The 16,262-nt window shown below is 67.9% G+C and carries 17 protein-coding genes; 13 read left to right on the plus strand and 4 right to left on the minus strand.

Annotated elements, in window-relative coordinates:
* The first annotated feature begins 222 nt into the window (after positions 1-222).
* The 4 genes from ahpF to CR919_RS12220 all read left to right on the plus strand — a co-directional run bounded on the left by ahpF (position 223) and on the right by CR919_RS12220 (position 4,405).
* Positions 223-1,815: an alkyl hydroperoxide reductase subunit F gene (gene ahpF / locus CR919_RS12205; protein WP_099820236.1), complete on the plus strand. Its 1,593-nt coding sequence runs from the start codon at positions 223-225 to the stop codon at positions 1,813-1,815.
* Between the two features lie 81 nt (positions 1,816-1,896).
* Positions 1,897-2,862, plus strand: a complete 966-nt coding sequence (locus CR919_RS12210; protein WP_099820237.1) for a LysR substrate-binding domain-containing protein — start codon at positions 1,897-1,899, stop codon at positions 2,860-2,862.
* 123 nt (positions 2,863-2,985) lie between these two features.
* Positions 2,986-3,390, plus strand: coding sequence for a nucleoside diphosphate kinase regulator (rnk, locus tag CR919_RS12215; protein ID WP_049468992.1), 405 nt, complete (start codon positions 2,986-2,988; stop codon positions 3,388-3,390).
* Between the two features lie 58 nt (positions 3,391-3,448).
* Complete coding sequence (locus CR919_RS12220; RefSeq protein WP_099820238.1) at positions 3,449-4,405, plus strand: transaldolase; 957 nt, start codon at positions 3,449-3,451, stop codon at positions 4,403-4,405.
* 550 nt (positions 4,406-4,955) lie between these two features.
* On the opposite strand, the gene msrA is transcribed toward CR919_RS12220, so the two are convergent.
* Together msrA and CR919_RS12230 are read right to left on the minus strand one after the other, a co-directional pair.
* A complete protein-coding gene (gene msrA, locus CR919_RS12225; protein ID WP_165787273.1) occupies positions 4,956-5,621 on the minus strand; it encodes a peptide-methionine (S)-S-oxide reductase MsrA in 666 nt (221 codons plus the stop codon).
* A 30-nt stretch (positions 5,622-5,651) separates the two neighbouring features.
* Positions 5,652-5,915 carry a DUF2007 domain-containing protein gene (locus CR919_RS12230; protein ID WP_089238899.1) on the minus strand — a complete coding sequence of 88 codons (264 nt, stop codon included), beginning with the start codon at positions 5,913-5,915 and terminating at the stop codon, positions 5,652-5,654.
* A 196-nt stretch (positions 5,916-6,111) separates the two neighbouring features.
* Between CR919_RS12230 and CR919_RS12235 the strand changes: the two genes are divergently transcribed.
* The 6 genes from CR919_RS12235 to CR919_RS12260 all read left to right on the plus strand — a co-directional run bounded on the left by CR919_RS12235 (position 6,112) and on the right by CR919_RS12260 (position 11,439).
* A complete protein-coding gene (locus CR919_RS12235) occupies positions 6,112-7,860 on the plus strand; it encodes a glutamine--tRNA ligase/YqeY domain fusion protein (protein WP_099820240.1) in 1,749 nt (582 codons plus the stop codon).
* 43 nt (positions 7,861-7,903) lie between these two features.
* Complete coding sequence (locus tag CR919_RS12240; RefSeq protein WP_099820241.1) at positions 7,904-8,551, plus strand: hypothetical protein; 648 nt, start codon at positions 7,904-7,906, stop codon at positions 8,549-8,551.
* 50 nt (positions 8,552-8,601) lie between these two features.
* A complete protein-coding gene (locus tag CR919_RS12245; RefSeq protein ID WP_099820242.1) occupies positions 8,602-9,333 on the plus strand; it encodes a DUF6348 family protein in 732 nt (243 codons plus the stop codon).
* A 96-nt stretch (positions 9,334-9,429) separates the two neighbouring features.
* Positions 9,430-9,990, plus strand: a complete 561-nt coding sequence (locus CR919_RS12250) for a nucleoside deaminase (protein WP_025877937.1) — start codon at positions 9,430-9,432, stop codon at positions 9,988-9,990.
* Entirely contained in the window at positions 9,974-11,041 is a 1,068-nt protein-coding gene (gene rlmM / locus CR919_RS12255) for a 23S rRNA (cytidine(2498)-2'-O)-methyltransferase RlmM (protein ID WP_099820243.1), read from the plus strand. Before CR919_RS12250 ends, rlmM begins: the two co-directional genes overlap by 17 nt.
* Positions 11,041-11,439 carry a hypothetical protein gene (locus CR919_RS12260; protein WP_099820244.1) on the plus strand — a complete coding sequence of 133 codons (399 nt, stop codon included), beginning with the start codon at positions 11,041-11,043 and terminating at the stop codon, positions 11,437-11,439. The genes rlmM and CR919_RS12260 overlap by 1 nt, the downstream gene beginning before the upstream one ends.
* 165 nt (positions 11,440-11,604) lie before the next feature.
* On the opposite strand, the gene CR919_RS12265 is transcribed toward CR919_RS12260, so the two are convergent.
* Together CR919_RS12265 and ubiH are read right to left on the minus strand one after the other, a co-directional pair.
* Entirely contained in the window at positions 11,605-12,786 is a 1,182-nt protein-coding gene (locus CR919_RS12265) for a UbiH/UbiF family hydroxylase (protein WP_099820245.1), read from the minus strand.
* Positions 12,783-13,988 carry a 2-octaprenyl-6-methoxyphenyl hydroxylase gene (gene ubiH, locus CR919_RS12270; protein ID WP_099820246.1) on the minus strand — a complete coding sequence of 402 codons (1,206 nt, stop codon included), beginning with the start codon at positions 13,986-13,988 and terminating at the stop codon, positions 12,783-12,785. The genes CR919_RS12265 and ubiH overlap by 4 nt, the downstream gene beginning before the upstream one ends.
* A 109-nt stretch (positions 13,989-14,097) precedes the next feature.
* Between ubiH and CR919_RS12275 the strand changes: the two genes are divergently transcribed.
* Genes CR919_RS12275 through CR919_RS12285 form a run of 3 tightly spaced genes read left to right on the plus strand, consistent with a single transcriptional unit; the run spans position 14,098 to position 16,190 of the window.
* Positions 14,098-14,682, plus strand: a complete 585-nt coding sequence (locus tag CR919_RS12275) for a hypothetical protein (protein ID WP_025877927.1) — start codon at positions 14,098-14,100, stop codon at positions 14,680-14,682.
* 8 nt (positions 14,683-14,690) lie between these two features.
* Positions 14,691-15,245 (plus strand): cob(I)yrinic acid a,c-diamide adenosyltransferase, encoded by a 555-nt coding sequence (locus tag CR919_RS12280; RefSeq protein ID WP_089238883.1) that lies wholly within the window; start codon positions 14,691-14,693, stop codon positions 15,243-15,245.
* 6 nt (positions 15,246-15,251) lie between these two features.
* On the plus strand, positions 15,252-16,190 hold the full coding sequence (locus tag CR919_RS12285) for a histone deacetylase family protein (protein WP_099820247.1): 939 nt from the start codon (positions 15,252-15,254) through the stop codon (positions 16,188-16,190).
* Positions 16,191-16,262 lie beyond the last annotated feature (72 nt).

A 16,262-nucleotide genomic window follows, 5' to 3' on the forward strand; every position in this document is an offset into this window, starting at 1 on the left:
CAGTACCGGCCTGCCGCAGCCCCACGCTGCGGCGCGCCTTTCATCCCCGTGCCGGTCCCCCCGCCGGCGTGGGGGTGAACCCAAGACAGCCAACGCGCGCCAGCCTTGGCCAGCCAGCCCCTTCCACGGTCGCTGTCTTGGGTTCACCCCTACCCCCTCGCTGGTCCGCTACCTTCTACAGCGGTGCCACGCCCCCGTTTTGCCTGAAGCCAGGAGAAGACCATGTTGGACGCCAACCTGCAGTCGCAGCTGAAGACCTATCTGGAGCGCGTGACCCGCCCGATCCAGATCACCGCGCATGCCGACGACGGTGCCAAGTCGCAGGAGATGCTGGACCTGCTGCAGACCCTGGAAAGCCTGTCGGACAAGATCTCGCTGCAGGTGCTGCGCGATGGCCAGGGCCGCGTGCCGTCCTTCGACCTGGGCACGCCGGGCCAGGACATCCACCTGACCTTCGCCGGCTTGCCGATGGGCCACGAGTTCACCTCGCTGGTGCTGGCCCTGCTGCAGGTCGGTGGGCATCCGTCCAAGGCCACCGCCGAGCTGATCGAGCAGGTGCAGAACCTGGAAGGTGAGTACAAGTTTGAAACCTACTTCTCGCTGTCCTGCCAGAACTGCCCGGACGTGGTGCAGGCGCTGAACCTGGCGGCGGTGCTCAACCCGCGCATCCAGCACGTGGCCATCGACGGTGCGCTGTTCCAGGAAGAAGTCGAGCAGCGCGAGATCATGTCGGTGCCGACCGTGTACCTCAACGGTGCGGTGTTCGACCAGGGCCGCATGACGCTGGAGCAGATCGTGGCCAAGCTGGACACCAATGCCAGCAAGCGCGATGCCGAGAAGATCGGCGCCAAGGACGCCTTCGACGTGCTGGTGGTCGGTGGCGGCCCGGCCGGCGCCGCAGCGGCGATCTACGCTGCGCGCAAGGGCATCCGTACCGGCATCGCCGCCGAGCGTTTCGGTGGCCAGGTGCTGGACACGATGGCGATCGAGAACTTCATTTCGGTGAAGGAGACCGAAGGCCCGAAGCTGGCCACGGCCCTGGAGCAGCACGTGCGCGAATACGAGGTCGACATCATGGACCTGCAGCGCGCCACTGCGCTGGTGCCGGCCGGTGAAGACGGCCTGGTGCAGGTGCAGCTGGAAAACGGCGCGGTGCTGAAGTCGCGCTCGGTGATCCTGTCCACCGGCGCCCGCTGGCGGCAGATGAACGTGCCCGGCGAAGACCAGTACCGCAACAAGGGCGTGGCCTACTGCCCGCATTGCGATGGCCCGCTGTTCAAGGGCAAGCGCGTGGCGGTGATCGGCGGTGGCAATTCCGGCGTTGAAGCCGCCATCGATCTGGCCGGCATCGTGTCGCATGTGACCCTGCTGGAATTCGATTCCAGCCTGCGCGCCGACGAAGTGCTGCAGAAGAAGCTGCGCAGCCTGGCCAATGTCACCGTGCTGACCAGCGCGCAGACCACCGAAGTACTGGGCGACGGCAGCCGCGTCACCGGTCTGGTCTACAAGGACCGTGTCGGCGGCGATTCCCATCGCGTCGAACTGGAAGGCATCTTCGTGCAGATCGGCCTGCTGCCGAACACCGAGTGGCTGAAGGACACCGTGGCCCTTTCGCCGCGTGGCGAGATCGTCATCGATGACCGCGGGCAGACCAATCTGCCGGGCGTGTTCGCCGCAGGTGATTGCACGACGGTACCCTACAAGCAGATCATCATCGCGATGGGCGCCGGTTCGACCGCCGCACTGAGCGCTTTCGATCACCTGATCCGCTCCTCGGTTCCCAAGAGCAGCGGTGCGGTGGCCGAAGCGGCCTGATCCAACGTTCCCAGGCCATCGGGAGCACCATCAACCGGCGGGGCAACGCCCTGCCGGTGCAGTACCCCGAGAGGTCTGAGGATGAACCTGCGTGACCTGAAATACCTGGTGGCCCTGGCCGATCACAAGCACTTCGGCCGGGCCGCCGCCTCCTGCTTCGTCAGCCAGCCGACGCTGTCGACCCAGATCCGCAAGCTGGAAGAGGAACTGGGCCTGCCACTGGTGGAACGTGCGCCGCGCAAGGTGATGCTGACCCCCGCCGGCCACGAAGCGGCCGCGCGGGCACGGGTGATCGTGTCCGAGGTGGAACAACTGAAGGAAGCGGCGCGGCGCAGCCGTGATCCGGAAGCGGGTACCGTGCGCCTGGGGATCTTCCCGACCCTGGGCCCGTACCTGCTGCCGCACGTGATTCCGCGCATCCGCAGCCGCTTCCCCGAGCTGGAACTGCTGCTGGTGGAAGAAAAGAGCGATGTGCTGCTGGAGCGCCTGCGCGAAGGCAAACTGGACGCCGCACTGTTGGCGCTGCCGGTGATCGACGACCAGCTGCATGCCGAATTCCTGTTCGAGGAGCCGTTCCTGCTGGCCGTGTCCGGCCGCCATCCGCTGGCCACGCGCGAGCATCTGGACGTACAGGAACTGGCCACGCAGAAGCTGCTGCTGCTGGAAGACGGCCACTGCCTGCGTGACCAGGCGCTGGAAGTCTGTCGCCTGTTCGGCGCCAATGAAAAGTCCGAATTCCGCGCCACCAGCCTGGAAACACTGCGACAGATGGTCGCTGCCGACGTCGGCATCACCCTGCTGCCCAGCCTGTCGGTGCAGCCGCCGGTGCCGCGCTCGAACAACATCCGCCTGCTCGACTTCGTCGGCGAGGGCCGTCCCAGCCGGCGCATCGCCATGATCTGGCGCCGCAGCTCGGCGATGAACGAGTTCCTGATGGAGCTGGCCGAGCAGTTCAAGCGCCTGCCCGATGCGCTGTTCACGCTGGAGGCGCTGGCCCCGGCCAACGGCGATGCTGCCACCCCGCTCACGCCGGTGCTGAACGGCTGAGACACCGCAGCCGGGCCTCGAAACCACCGGGAGTCGATTCCGGCCGCATTTGTCCCCACAATACAGTCAGGCGGCGCCAGCAGGTGCCGCCTTTTGCATGGCTTTCAACCAAGGAGCGTCACCATGAACACAGCCAGCGGCCTGCCGCCGTCGATCACTGTTTCCACCCTCGACATGGACCGCCTGGACGCCATGCTCGAATCTCCGGCACACAGCCAGACGCCGGCCGCGCGTGCGCTTGCCGACGAACTCAACCGGGCGACCGTGTTGCCGCCAGACCAGATTCCCGAAGGCATCGTCATGATGCATTCGCGCGTGGAGTGCGAAGATGAAGTGTCGGGCGAGAAGCATGTCCTGACCCTGGTCTTCCCCCGCGAAGCCAATGTCGATGAAGGCAAGGTGTCCGTGCTGGCGCCCGTCGGCAGCGCCCTGCTTGGCCTGGCCGTGGGCCAGAGCATCGACTGGACCGCCCCCGGCGGCCGCAAGCTGCGGCTGCGCGTGAGCGCGGTCCACAACGACCGTCCCTGACCTGCGCTGCGCACCGCGCGCGATCAGTTTCCCTGCAATCCCCGCACCAGGAGCCGTAATGAGTACCCCGTCCAAACTGTCCCAGCTGCGCGAACTGTCCGTGGTCGTTGCCGATACCGGTGACTACGAGGCGATCAAGCGCCTGCAGCCGGTGGACTGCACCACCAATCCGACCCTGGTGAAGAAGGCGCTGGACCTGCCGGTCTATGCGGAACTGATCGAACGCGAACTGGCCTGGGGCCGCCAGCAGGGCGGCGACCGTGAGACCGTGGTGCACGCCGTGGCCGACCGCCTGACCATTGGCGTCGGCGCGCTGCTGAGCACGCTGGTACCGGGCCGCGTATCCACCGAGGTCGATGCCGACCAGGCCCACGACACTGCCGCGACCGTGGCCAAGGCCCGCCAGTTCATCCAGATGTACGCCGATGCCGGCGTTCCGCGCGAGAAGATCCTGATCAAGATCGCCGCGACCTGGGAAGGCGTGGAAGCCGCGCGCGTGCTGCAGGCCGAAGGCATCGACTGCAACCTGACCCTGATCTTCAACCCCACCCAGGCACTGGCCTGCAGCGAAGCGGGCGCGTTCCTGATCTCGCCGTTCGTCGGCCGCATCCTCGACTGGTACGTGGCCAACGGCCAGACCCCGGCGAACATCGACGAGGACCCGGGCGTGGTGTTCGTGCGCGGGGTGTACGCCGAATTCAAGCGCCGCGGTTCGCCGACCGTGGTGATGGGTGCCTCGTTCCGTTCGACCGCGCAGATCGAAGCGCTGGCCGGCTGCGACCGCCTGACCATTTCGCCGGACCTGCTGGAGAAGCTGGACGCCGACCACGGCGCGCTGCCGCGCAAGCTGGTGGCCGGTGCCGCTGAAGCGGTGCAGGTGACGCCGATCGACGCGGCGACGTTCGCTGCCGACCTGGCGGCCGATCCGATGGCGACCGAGAAGCTGGCGACCGGTATTGATGCGTTTGCCAAGGATCTGGAAGCGCTGCGTCAGCGGATCCGCGAGGCACTGTGAGGGTTCCGGCCAACGGCTGAGCCCCTCGTGACGGGGGGCTTGGTCGCGAACTGCATGAAGCAACAGCCGCGCTGGGTCGGGCGGGTTGGGTTCGCGGGGGACGCCGTGAATCCGTCCCTGGAGGCTTGGCCGCCGCATCCATGCGGCGGACACCCCCGCGAACCCAACCCGCCCGCCCTCTGACAGTTTCCTGCGGCGGTCCGCCACGGAAGAAAGAAAAGAAGAGCAAAAGCCGGTCGCGCGCTGCGCGTGCTCACAAACAAAAAGGACGCGGCGAATGCCGCGTCCTTTTTGTTTTCTATCAGGTCGTCAGTAACCCAATGCTCTTGCCCACCGTCACCGGGAAACTGTCGAAGGCGGGACGGGTGCAGATGGCGGGACCGTACACGGCATGGATGCCGTGGCCGAGCCCCCAGGGATGGGTTTACGGCGTGTCCCGCCATCTGTCCCCGTCCCGCCAAACCCACAGCAACCCAGAGCCGCTTTGGCTTTGGCTTTGGCTTTGGCCGTTGCTTTCAGCCTCTGCCCGCCGCAGGCGGACCACCGCGCGTCAGCGCGGCACCTCCACATCCAGCCCGATCGGGCAGCTCACGCCTGTACCACCAATCCCGCAGTAGCCGTTCGGGTTCTTCGCCAGGTACTGCTGGTGATAATCCTCGGCGTAGTAGTACTCCGGCGCCGGGTACACGATCTCGGTGGTGATCGGCCCGTATCCGGCCGCAGCCAGCTGCGCCTGGTAGGCCTCGCCGCTGGCCAGCGCCGCCGCGTACTGCACCTCATCGGTGGCGTGGATCGCCGAACGGTACTGGGTGCCGGTGTCGTTGCCCTGGCGCATGCCTTGGGTCGGGTCATGGCTCTCCCAGAACAGCTGCAGCAGCCGCTCCAAGCTCACCACCGCCGGGTCGAACACCACCTGCACCACCTCGGTGTGGCCGGTCAGGCCCGAACAGACCTCTTCATAGGTGGGGTTCGGAGTGATGCCGCCGGCATAGCCCACCGAGGTGCTGTACACGCCCGGCTCGGTCCAGAACTTGCGTTCCGCACCCCAGAAGCAGCCCAGCGCGAAGCGGATCTGCTGCAGGCCGGCGAACCGGTCCTTCAGCGGATGGCTGTTCACGAAGTGCTGGTTGCTGTGCAGTGGCAGCGGTTGCTCGCGGCCCGGCAGCGCTTCTTCCGGGCGCGGCAGGCGCTGCTTGAAGGCCCCGATGCCGAGGATGCCCTGGCCAATTCCCAACATGATGCGCTCCTACGCCGGAAGGCCGGCAATGTCGTCGGCATCTGAAATGGGGTCGCCGGGGGCGTGGCCCAAGTCCAGCGCGGCGACGATGTCCTCGGCCTGCGGGCGCGCGGCATCGGGGATACCCACGCGCAGCACGCCGAAAAGCGGCAGCTCGCCCATGCCACCCAGCAGCGACTCGCCGAACACGAACGCCGGGATACCGGCGTCTTCCAGCGCGTGCTTGACCAGGTGGGCGTCGAACAGATTGTCGGCCTTGTACACGATGTGCATGGGGCGGCTCCGTGGGACAGGATTCCAGCATACGCCCGGGGGCTGAATGGTGCCGCTGCGCTGGCCGGGCATGGCCCGGCGCTACCGGTGCGGGATGATAGCGCCGGGCCATGCCCAGCGAGCGTAGCGGCAACCCGGGCAGCCCTTCCCGGTAAGCGTTAGACTGGCAATCTTTCTGCCTTTCTCTCGCCGACTCATGTCAGAGCACACCCCCGCCAGCCCCGAGACCCCCGCCGACAGCCACGAGAAGCGCGATTTCATCCGCCAGATCGTGCGCGAGGACCTGGCCAGCGGAAAGCACCAGGCGATCAAGACCCGCTTCCCGCCGGAGCCGAACGGCTACCTGCACATCGGCCATGCCAAGTCGATCTGCCTGAACTTCGGTGTCGCCGGTGAGTTCGGCGGCGTCTGCAACCTGCGTTTCGACGACACCAACCCGGCCAAGGAAGACCCGGAGTACGTGGCCGCGATCCAGGACGACGTGCGCTGGCTGGGCTTTGAATGGAACGAGCTGCGCCACGCCTCGGACTACTTCCAGACCTACTACCTGGCCGCCGAGAAGCTGATCGAACAGGGCAAGGCCTACGTCTGCGACCTGTCGGCCGAGGAAGTGCGCGCCTACCGCGGCACCCTGACCGAGCCGGGGCGTCCCTCGCCGTGGCGCGAGCGCAGCGTCGAGGAAAACCTTGACCTGTTCCGCCGCATGCGTGCCGGTGAATTCCCCGATGGCGCGCGCACCGTGCGCGCCAAGATCGACATGGCCAGCGGCAACATCAACCTGCGTGATCCGGCGCTGTACCGCATCAAGCACGTCGAGCACCAGAACACCGGCAACGCGTGGCCGATCTACCCGATGTACGACTTCGCCCATGCACTGGGCGATTCGATCGAGGGCATCACCCACTCGCTGTGCACGCTGGAATTCGAAGACCACCGCCCGCTGTACGACTGGTGCGTGGACAACGTCGACTTCGCCCACGATGACGCGCTGACCCAGCCGCTGGTCGACGCCGGCCTGCCGCGCGAAGCGGCCAAGCCGCGCCAGATCGAGTTCTCGCGCCTGAACATCAACTACACGGTGATGAGCAAGCGCAAGCTGATGGCGCTGGTCACCGAACAGCTGGTGGACGGCTGGGAAGACCCGCGCATGCCGACCCTGCAGGGCCTGCGCCGCCGTGGCTACACGCCGGCGGCGATGCGCCTGTTCGCCGAGCGCGTGGGCATCAGCAAGCAGAATTCGATGATCGATTTCAGCGTGCTGGAAGGCGCGCTGCGCGAAGACCTGGACAGCGCCGCACCGCGCCGCATGGCCGTGGTCGACCCGGTCAAGCTGGTGCTGACCAACCTCGCCGAAGGCCACGAAGAGCAGCTGACCTTCAGTAACCATCCGAAGGATGAAAGCTTCGGTACCCGCAACGTGCCGTTCGCACGTGAGCTGTGGATCGACCGCGAGGACTTCGCCGAAGTGCCGCCGAAGGGCTGGAAGCGCTTGGTTCCCGGTGGCGAAGTGCGCCTGCGCGGCGCCGGCATCATCCGCTGCGATGACGTGATCAAGGATGCCGACGGCACCATCACCGAGCTGCGCGGCTGGCTGGATCCGGAATCGCGCCCGGGCATGGAAGGCGCCAACCGCAAGGTCAAGGGCACCATCCACTGGGTCAGCGCGGTGCACGGTGTGCCGGCCGAGATCCGCCTGTATGACCGCCTGTTCTCGGTGCCGAACCCGGACGACGAATCGGAAGGCAAGACCTACCGCGACTACCTCAATCCGGAATCGCGCCGCACCGTCACCGGCTATGTCGAGCCGGCGGCTGCCACCGCTGCGCCGGAACAGTCGTTCCAGTTCGAGCGCACCGGCTACTTCGTTGCCGACCGCCGCGACCACACCGAAGCCAAGCCGGTGTTCAACCGCAGCGTGACGCTGCGCGACACCTGGTCGGCCTGATCGGATAGGCGGGCACCTGAACGGTGCCCGCTCTCGAGCCGCCATGCTGACAGTTCTGTCTTTCCTGTTCTGGCTGCTGACCGGGCACGCGGTGCTGGTCTTCTTCGCCGCGCTGCTGCTGATCGGCCTGGTATCGTGGCGCCGCCGCCGCCCTGGCTTCGCCCTGGTCGTGTTCCCTCTGGCCCTGCTGAACATGATCGTCGGGCAGTTTGCCAATGCCGCCTTCCTCAACCTGGCCGGCGAACCGGGCGAGGCGATCATCGTGCGGACTGAACAGACCAGCTCGCAGTTGAACGAACAGTACATCTGGCGTTACGAGGTCGTGCTGCACACGGCCGACGGCCGCGATGTCGAAACGGTCATGCATACTGATACGGCAGCCCTGTGGCCGCTAAGCAATGCGATCCGCATTCCAGGGGCCAACCAACCTTTTGCAGTCAAGTACGTCAACGGTTTTGCCCGCAACTTCGTCATCCTCACCGAGCAGTCGCCTTATGGCATTGCCCAGGCCCGCGCACGTGCGCGCGAACGGGTCGAGGTGGCCGCGCGCAAGCTGCATTTCAGCCCGGACAACGCTGGGTTCCGCGCGGACTATCGACGCGAGCTGGAGACCTGGCTGCGCGACCATGGCAACGATCCGCAGCAGCAATCCGACGCACGGCGATATCGCGCCGAACTCGACGCTCTGTAACGCCAGCCCTGCCCGGCGGCTGCGCCCCACCCTGCAAACCAGGTGCCCCGATGACCACGACCGCTTCTCCCCTCCTGCCGCTGCTGCACCAGGTCCTGCTGGGCCGTGACATCGCCTGCACCGTCGAGGGCGACGACCTGCGACTCGACAGCGGCCTGCAGCTGACGCCACACAGCGTCGCCAGCAACGAACGCGACAACGGCGGCTGGCAGACCTCCACGGTCATCGAGACCCGCCACGCCGGCCTGTTCGCCGATGGCCTGTTCGAGTACCAGCACGCCAATGGCGCGACCGAACAGGAATCCCTGCTGTCCGGCTTCGACACCTGGGTGCGGGTGGATCTGGCGACCCTGCAGGCCGCCGTCGGCGCCGAAGACGCACCGGATCTGCCGATGATGGGCCTGACCTACCCGACCGGCGACGAAGGCCAAGAACACGAGCGCACCGTGGTGCTGGGGCCGCTGGCCCATTACCGCGCCCGCGAACTGGACGACGCTGCCGCGTGCAGCGAGGACGACCACGGTTCCTGCCCCTGCTGCCTGTTCACCAAGAGCATCGACGCCTTCGACGACCTGCTGAAGGCCCACCACTTCCTGGCCATCCGCCTGTTCGCGTCGCGCGACGAGCAGGGCCAGTGCGAAGCCGACTGCCGGGTCAACGGCCATGACTTCGCCCCTGCCCTGCCGCTGCTGCGCGCCTACGCCGCGCGCTGGCCGCAGGCGGGGCTGGAGTTCCGCAAGCAGTACGTGGTGATCCGCACCGGCTCACCGTCACCGGCCTGAATCCAGCGCGCACGCCCGGTACATGCCACTGCCGCTACACTGCGCGCCGACATCTGTTGCACCTGTTCCTTTCACTCCCAACGAGGCACCCCCGCGATGCTGTACGCGCAAGTCCACCTGACCCTTCCCGCCTGGATCCACGACCAGATCGACCTGGATCGTCGATATCCGGGCGACGAGGCCAAGGTCGCGCTGGCGATCGAGCTGTCGCGGTTGAATGTCGACCACGCCAGTGGCGGCCCGTTCGGCGCCGTGGTGTTCGGGCCGGATGACAAGGTGATCGCCGCCGGCGTGAACCGGGTGATGCCGCATTCGACCTCGCTGGCGCACGCCGAGAACATGGCCTACATGCTGGCCCAGCAGCGCCTGCAGACCCCGCGCCTGAACGCGGTGCTGTCGCCGATCACCCTGGCCACCAGCTCGCAGCCGTGCTGCCAGTGCTACGGCGCCACCGTGTGGGCCGGCATCGACCGCCTGCTGATCGGCGCCAGTTCGGCCGACGTGGAAGAGCTGACCCCGTTCGATGAAGGCCCGCTGCCGGCCGACTGGGTGGGCGAACTCAACAAGCGCGGCATCGAGGTGGTGCAGGGTCTGAACCGCGATGCGGCGCGCAGCGTGCTGCGTACCTATGGGGAAAGCGATGGCGCCCGTTACTGAGACCGGCATCGGCCTGCTGTGCCTGTGCCGGCAGGGCTTCGAGCCGGAGCTGGCCGGCGAACTGCAGTTCCGCGCAGGCGCCGCCGGTTTTGCCGGTTACGCCCGCACCCAGCGCAATGATGGCTACGTGCTCTTCATGTGCGACGAAGCCGCGGCGCTTGCACCGCGACTGCCGTGGCGCGAGCTGATCTTCGCCCGCCAGAAGCTGGTGGTGCTGGCCGAGCTGCCGCAGCTGGACCCGGCCGACCGCATCACCCCGATGCTGGAGGTGCTGGCCGATGCGCCGCGCTTCGGTGATCTGTGGGTGGAGCATCCCGATTCGGATGCCGGCAAACCGCTGTCCGGGCTTGCGCGTGCGTTCGGCAATGCGCTGCGCCCGGCGCTGCGCAAGGCTGGCAAGCTCAGCGACAAACCCAACGCACGCCTGCCGCGCCTGCACGTGGTGTTCGTCGATGGCACGCACGCCTTTGTCTGCGTGGCCAACCCGGACGACAGCGCCCCCTGGGCACTGGGCATTCCGCGCCTGAAGCTGTTGCCGGACGCACCCTCACGCTCGGCATTGAAGCTGGACGAGGCACTGCTGACCCTGCTCGCCCCGGAAGAACGCGAAGCGCTGGTTCGCCCGGGCATGCGCGCGGCCGACCTCGGCGCGGCACCGGGCGGCTGGACCTGGGTACTGACCCGCCAGCACGTGCATGTGCTGAGCATCGACAACGGCCCGCTGCGCCAGCACGTACTGGACACGGGCCTGGTCGAGCACCTGCGTGCCGACGGCTTCCACTGGCATCCGGAACAGCCGCTGGACTGGATGGTCTGCGACATGGTCGAGCAACCGCGTCGCGTCGCCGAACGCATGGCCACCTGGTTCCGCGAGGGCTGGTGCAGGCACGCGATTTTCAACCTGAAATTGCCGATGAAGAAGCGCTGGGACGAGACACGCCTGTGCCTGGACCTGTTCCAGGACCAGGCCGGCAAGCCGCTGGTGGTGCGTGCCAAGCAGCTGTACCACGACCGTGAGGAAATCACGGTGCTGGCGTCGCCGCTGCGCTGATGAACGCCACGCGCATTTTCCAGCTGCTGAGTACCGCGTTGCTGGCATCGCCGGCACTGGCACAGCCGGCGCGCCCGCAGCCGGCGCAGAGCGCTCCGCTGCGCGATGACAGTGGCGTGGTCCGCCAGCAGTCACTGTCGGCCGGCCGCGTGACCGGCAGCGTCGACATCGTGGTGCCGCTGGGCGAAACCCCGGTAACGGTGCGTTCGCTGGCGCCGGCCAGCGTGGTCGGCCAGTACCGCCTCCATTTCGCCGAGCTGGACGTGGACGGTGATGGCTTCATCAGCCGTGAGGAGGCGCAGGCGAACCCGGCGCTTGCCGACGAGTTCAACGCGTTGGACGTGAAGCGTCGCGGCACGCTGGACCGCGCCGATCTGGCCGGTTGGCTGGTGGATTGAGGCCACTGCGGTAACGGTATCCACGCATGGCGTGGATCTACTGACGACGGCCGTAGCGCCGGGCCATGCCCGGCGGAATCCATGAACCGTGCTGCGTGCTACCGGCGAATGATCCGGCGCACGCGCGCCAACCAACGTTGGCGTCTACTCGCGATGCGCCGTCGGTCACACCCCTGCGGCGCGCTTCCAGAACGCCTGCACCAGCGGCGGCCACTTGCCCGCACAGCCCAGCGCGCGGCCACGCGCCAGGGTCAGGTGCATCTCGTCGTTGGAGAACAGCCGGTTGATCGCGTCGAAGCTGTACGCGGCGATCTGGTTGTCGCTGCGACGCTCACGTGCCCAGCGCTGCAGACGCTGCGGCGACAACCGGGGTTGCCCACGACGTTCGGCGGACGGCGCCAGCCAGTGCTGCAGGGCGGCGACGTCGCGCAGGCCGAGGTTGACGCCCTGCCCGGCCAGCGGATGCACCACGTGGGCGGCATCGCCCAGCGCCAGCACGCGACCGGCCACGTAGTGGCGGGCCAACTGCCGGCGCAGCGGAAACGCCGCGCGCGGCGAGGCCAGCCGCAGCTCACCCAGGCGTGCGGCGAAGGCACGGGTCAGTTCACGATTGAATGCGTCGTCGTCCAGCGCCAGTACGCGTGCCGCCTCGTCGTCGGGCAACGTCCAGACGATGGAGCTGCGGCGCTCGGCCACCGGCAGCAACGCCAGCGGACCGGTCGGCAGGAAACGCTGCCAGGCCGTCGCCTGGTTGGGCAGCTCGCTGTCCACATAGGCGACGACACCGCGCTGCTGGTAGTCGTGGCGCTCGACCTCGATCCCGGCCAGTCCGCGCAGGGTCGATTCCGCACCGTCGGCGGCCACGGCCAGCGCGGCTTCGATGCGACGGCCATCATCCAGGCGCAGGCGCACACCGTGCTCGTCCTGCTCAAGCGCTTCCACGCGCGCCGGGCAATGCAGCTCCACGCCGGCGGCCGGCAGCGCCGCCCACAGACGATCCTGCAGCAAGCCGTTCTCGACGATGAAACCCAGTTCGCGACGGCCGAAGCGGTCCGCGTCGAACAGCAGGTCGTCGCCACCGGCTGCGTCCCAAACCTGCATGCGCCGGTACGGCCAGGCCCGCGCCTGCGCGATCGTCGGCCACACGCCGAGTCGCTGCAGCAACTGCACGTTGTCGGCGGCGAAGGCGAACACCCGCAGATCCGGCTGTGCGGCCTGCCACGGTGCAGGCTCGCGTCCTTCCACCAGCGCCACGGCAAGACCAGCATCGGCCAGGGCCAGCGCGCAGGCAGCGCCGACCACGCCGCCGCCCACAATGACCACGTCCAGGCGTGCGCGCCGGTTCATGCGGCTTCTCCACGGCACAGGCGCGGCACGTCGCCACGGAAGCCCATTGCACCGCCAACCAGCATCGACTGCACCGAGGCGCGCTGTGCGGCGACCAGGCCCAGGCTGCGCAGGGGGCGCAGCAGCGGCGCCGGATTGCTGGTCAGCCGGGCAAGACCGCCGGAAAACGCCACCGTCTGCCGCCGATCTTCTTCGCGGCGGGCCACATAGGATCGCAGCAGTGCGTCGCTGCCAGCGTCGCCCTCCACTTCCAGCAGCTCGGCCAGCGTCAAGGCATCGCGCAGGCCGAGGTTGAAGCCCTGCGCACCCAGCGGGTGGATGGTCTGCGCGGCGTTGCCAAGCAGCACCGTGCGCTCCCCCACCAGCGCGCGCGCCAGTACCTGGATCAGCGGATAGGCGCTGCGCGGACCAGAGTCGAGCAGGCGACCCGCACGCCAGCCGATGGCCTGCTGCAGGCGCTGCAGCCACGCGCTGTCGTCCAGCGCCATCACCGCTTCGGCCTGATCACGGGCAACGCCGTGCACGGTGCCGAAATGGCGGTCGCCACGCGGCAGCAGCGCCGTCGGCCCGGTATCGGTGAAGCGCTCCCACGCAGTGCCATCGGGGGCACGCTGGCTGCGCACGCGGGCCACGAACAGCGTCTGCTGGAAATCGTGGCGATCGACCTCGATGCCCAACGCATCGCGTACGCCGCTGCTGGTGCCGTCGGCACCGACCACCAGCCGCGCCAACAGCATGCGCTCGCCGCTGTCGTCGGCCACCCGCACCTGACGGTAGCCGTCAATCACCTCGCCCAGGCCAAGGAAACGCATCGGCCGGTAGCGGCGCAGCCGTGGCAGCTCCTGCAGCCGGCTTTCCAGTGCCTGGCCGAAATCACGCGCGACCACCACCTGGCCGAACCACGGCCTGTCGTAATCGGCAGCATCGAGCTGCACGCGGCCAAAATCACCGGCGCGGCTGACATGGATGCGGCGGATCGGGCCGGGCGCCATCGACAGCTTCTGCATGACCCCCAGCGCGGTCAGCGCGTTGATCGTGGCGGCAGCAAAACTGAGGTTGCGCTGGTCGAACACCGCGGGCAGCTCGCCGGCCGGACTGGCTTCGAGCAGGCCCACGTCGCGGCCCAGGCGGTCCAGGGCGATGGCCAGGCTGGCACCCACCAGACCGCCACCGACGATCAGCACGTCATGTCGTTCACTCATGGGCGCATGATACGCGCTCGCCGTGCCGGCATGCCCGGCAGGGGGCCGGCCTGCGCCAAGCGCCGCGCCGGGCTAGAATGAAACCTGAATCCGCTCCGGCCCCACCGCCATGTCCGACTCCGCACCCCGCGCCTTCGTCCTGTCAGTGCTCGTGCTGTTGCTGGCGGCGACCCGCGTCAATCACTTCGCGGCAATCCCGGACGCGTCCTGGGCCGTGTTCTTCATCGGCGGCTTCTACCTCGCCCGCTGGACCCGCTGGGCGTTCCCGCTGCTGATGGTGTTCGCGGTGCTGGTCGACTGGATCGTGATCCGCAGCAGCGGCCTCGATTTCTGGCAGCACTACTGCGTGTCGCCGGGCTACTGGCTGCTGTTGCCGGCCTACTTCGCCATGTGGGCCGGCGGCATGCTGCTGGGCCGCAACTACCGCAGCGCGCAGTGGTCGGTGCTGGGCAAGGGTGCGTTGCTGCTGGTGGCGTCGGTGGCGCTGTGCCATCTGCTGGCGCAGGGCGGTTTCTACTGGACCAGCCAGAACGTGGCCGAGCCGACCGTGGCCGGTTGGGCGCAGAACTACGCGCAGTGGTTCGGCCCCTACCTGCGCACCACCGCGATCTACGTGGCCCTGGCCGCCGCACTGCAGCTGGCCGTGGAGCAGGTGCTCAAGCTCCTGCAGGCCCGCCGCGACATCCATCACTGAGCCGCGCCATGGGTCATCGCCTCTCGCGCATCTACACCCGCACCGGCGACGACGGCAGCACCGGCCTGGGTGACGGCAGCCGGGTCGGCAAGGACGATCTGCGTGTTGCCTCCTATGGCACCGTCGACGAAGCCAATGCCACGCTCGGCCTGTTGCTGGCCGTGCCGCTGCCGGAGGACGTCCGCGCGCTGGTCGTGCACCTGCAGCACCAGCTGTTCGATCTGGGCGCCGAACTGTGCGTTCCCGGCCATGCCGCGATCCACGCCGCCGACGTATCGGCGCTGGAACAGCAGCTGGACCACTACAACGCCGACCTGCCGATGCTGAAGGAGTTCATCCTGCCGGCCGGTGGCGAGGCCGCTGCGCGCTGCCACCTTGCGCGCACCGTGGTCCGCCGCGCCGAGCGCGACACGGTGGCCCTGGCCCGCGTTGAACCGGTGCGCAGCGAAGCGCTGCAGTACCTCAACCGGCTGTCGGACCTGCTGTTCGTGCTGGCGCGGGTGCTGGCACGGGCCGATGGCCACGGCGAAGCGCTGTGGCAGCCACAGCATCGCCAGCGCTGAGCCGCCATGCTGGCCTTCACCCATCCCGCCTGCCTGCTGCACGATCCCGGCCCAGGCCATCCTGAATGCCCGCAACGCCTGCAGGTGGTGCTCGACGCACTGCACGAGGCCTTCCCCGGCCAACTGGACTGGCGCGAAGCACCGCCGGCCAAGTTCGGTGAACTGACCTGTGTCCACGACAGCGCGCTGCTGGATCTGGTGCTGCAACCGCAGACCGCGCCGCTGCGCCAGCTGGACATGGATACCTGGACCTCGCCAGGCTCGGCCAGCGCCGCGGTGCATGCCGCCGGCGCAGGGGTCGCGGCCGTCGATGCGGTGATGCTGGGTGAGGATCCCCTGGCCTTCTGCGCGGTACGCCCGCCCGGCCACCATGCCACCAGCAGTACCGCGATGGGCTTCTGCCTGCTCAACAACATCGCCATTGCCGCCGCCTACGCCCGCGACCGGCACGGTCTGGAGCGGATCGCGGTGGTCGACTTCGATGTCCACCACGGCAACGGCACCCAGGACATCTTCCAGCACGACGCCCGGGTGTCCTACTACAGCACCCATCAGGCAGGGCTGTTCCCCGAGTCCGGCCTGCGCCGTGACCGCGGTGCCGGCAACCTGATGAACATCCTGCTGCCACCGGGCAGTGGTGGCTTCCGTTTCCGCAATGTCTGGGCCGACGAGATGCTGCCGGCGATCGACGACTTCCGCCCCCAGCTGCTGCTGATCTCGGCCGGCTTCGATGCCCACCTGCGCGATCCGCAGGCCGACCTGATGCTGGAAACCGACGATTTCGCCTGGATCACCCGCGAACTGCACGCGCTGGCACGCCGCCATGCCGCTGGCCGGGTGGTGTCGATGCTGGAGGGTGGATACGACCTGCAGGCCCTGGCCGAGTGCAGCGTGGCCCACCTGCAGGCACTGATGGCGACGCCTTCCGGCAACGGGCCTGGATGAACCCGAACCGGCAATCCGGGGAGGCCTTCATTGCCCCTATGCAAGGGATGGGGCAAGCTACCGTCCGTTTTC

The organism is Stenotrophomonas sp. LMG 10879 (genome assembly GCF_002750935.1).
In the GTDB taxonomy this organism is placed as follows: domain Bacteria; phylum Pseudomonadota; class Gammaproteobacteria; order Xanthomonadales; family Xanthomonadaceae; genus Stenotrophomonas; species Stenotrophomonas lactitubi_B.

Bases quoted from the DNA above. Each gene is read 5' to 3' on its own strand.
- ahpF (WP_099820236.1), top strand. From the start codon at position 223: ATGTTGGACGCCAACCTGCAGTCGCAGCTGAAGACCTATCTGGAGCGC.
- CR919_RS12210 (WP_099820237.1), top strand. From the start codon at position 1,897: ATGAACCTGCGTGACCTGAAATACCTGGTGGCCCTGGCCGATCACAAG.
- rnk (WP_049468992.1), top strand. From the start codon at position 2,986: ATGAACACAGCCAGCGGCCTGCCGCCGTCGATCACTGTTTCCACCCTC.
- CR919_RS12220 (WP_099820238.1), top strand. From the start codon at position 3,449: ATGAGTACCCCGTCCAAACTGTCCCAGCTGCGCGAACTGTCCGTGGTC.
- CR919_RS12230 (WP_089238899.1), bottom strand. From the start codon at position 5,915: ATGCACATCGTGTACAAGGCCGACAATCTGTTCGACGCCCACCTGGTC.
- CR919_RS12235 (WP_099820240.1), top strand. From the start codon at position 6,112: ATGTCAGAGCACACCCCCGCCAGCCCCGAGACCCCCGCCGACAGCCAC.
- CR919_RS12240 (WP_099820241.1), top strand. From the start codon at position 7,904: ATGCTGACAGTTCTGTCTTTCCTGTTCTGGCTGCTGACCGGGCACGCG.
- CR919_RS12245 (WP_099820242.1), top strand. From the start codon at position 8,602: ATGACCACGACCGCTTCTCCCCTCCTGCCGCTGCTGCACCAGGTCCTG.
- CR919_RS12250 (WP_025877937.1), top strand. From the start codon at position 9,430: ATGCTGTACGCGCAAGTCCACCTGACCCTTCCCGCCTGGATCCACGAC.
- rlmM (WP_099820243.1), top strand. From the start codon at position 9,974: ATGGCGCCCGTTACTGAGACCGGCATCGGCCTGCTGTGCCTGTGCCGG.
- CR919_RS12260 (WP_099820244.1), top strand. From the start codon at position 11,041: ATGAACGCCACGCGCATTTTCCAGCTGCTGAGTACCGCGTTGCTGGCA.
- CR919_RS12265 (WP_099820245.1), bottom strand. From the start codon at position 12,786: ATGAACCGGCGCGCACGCCTGGACGTGGTCATTGTGGGCGGCGGCGTG.
- ubiH (WP_099820246.1), bottom strand. From the start codon at position 13,988: ATGAGTGAACGACATGACGTGCTGATCGTCGGTGGCGGTCTGGTGGGT.
- CR919_RS12275 (WP_025877927.1), top strand. From the start codon at position 14,098: ATGTCCGACTCCGCACCCCGCGCCTTCGTCCTGTCAGTGCTCGTGCTG.
- CR919_RS12280 (WP_089238883.1), top strand. From the start codon at position 14,691: ATGGGTCATCGCCTCTCGCGCATCTACACCCGCACCGGCGACGACGGC.
- CR919_RS12285 (WP_099820247.1), top strand. From the start codon at position 15,252: ATGCTGGCCTTCACCCATCCCGCCTGCCTGCTGCACGATCCCGGCCCA.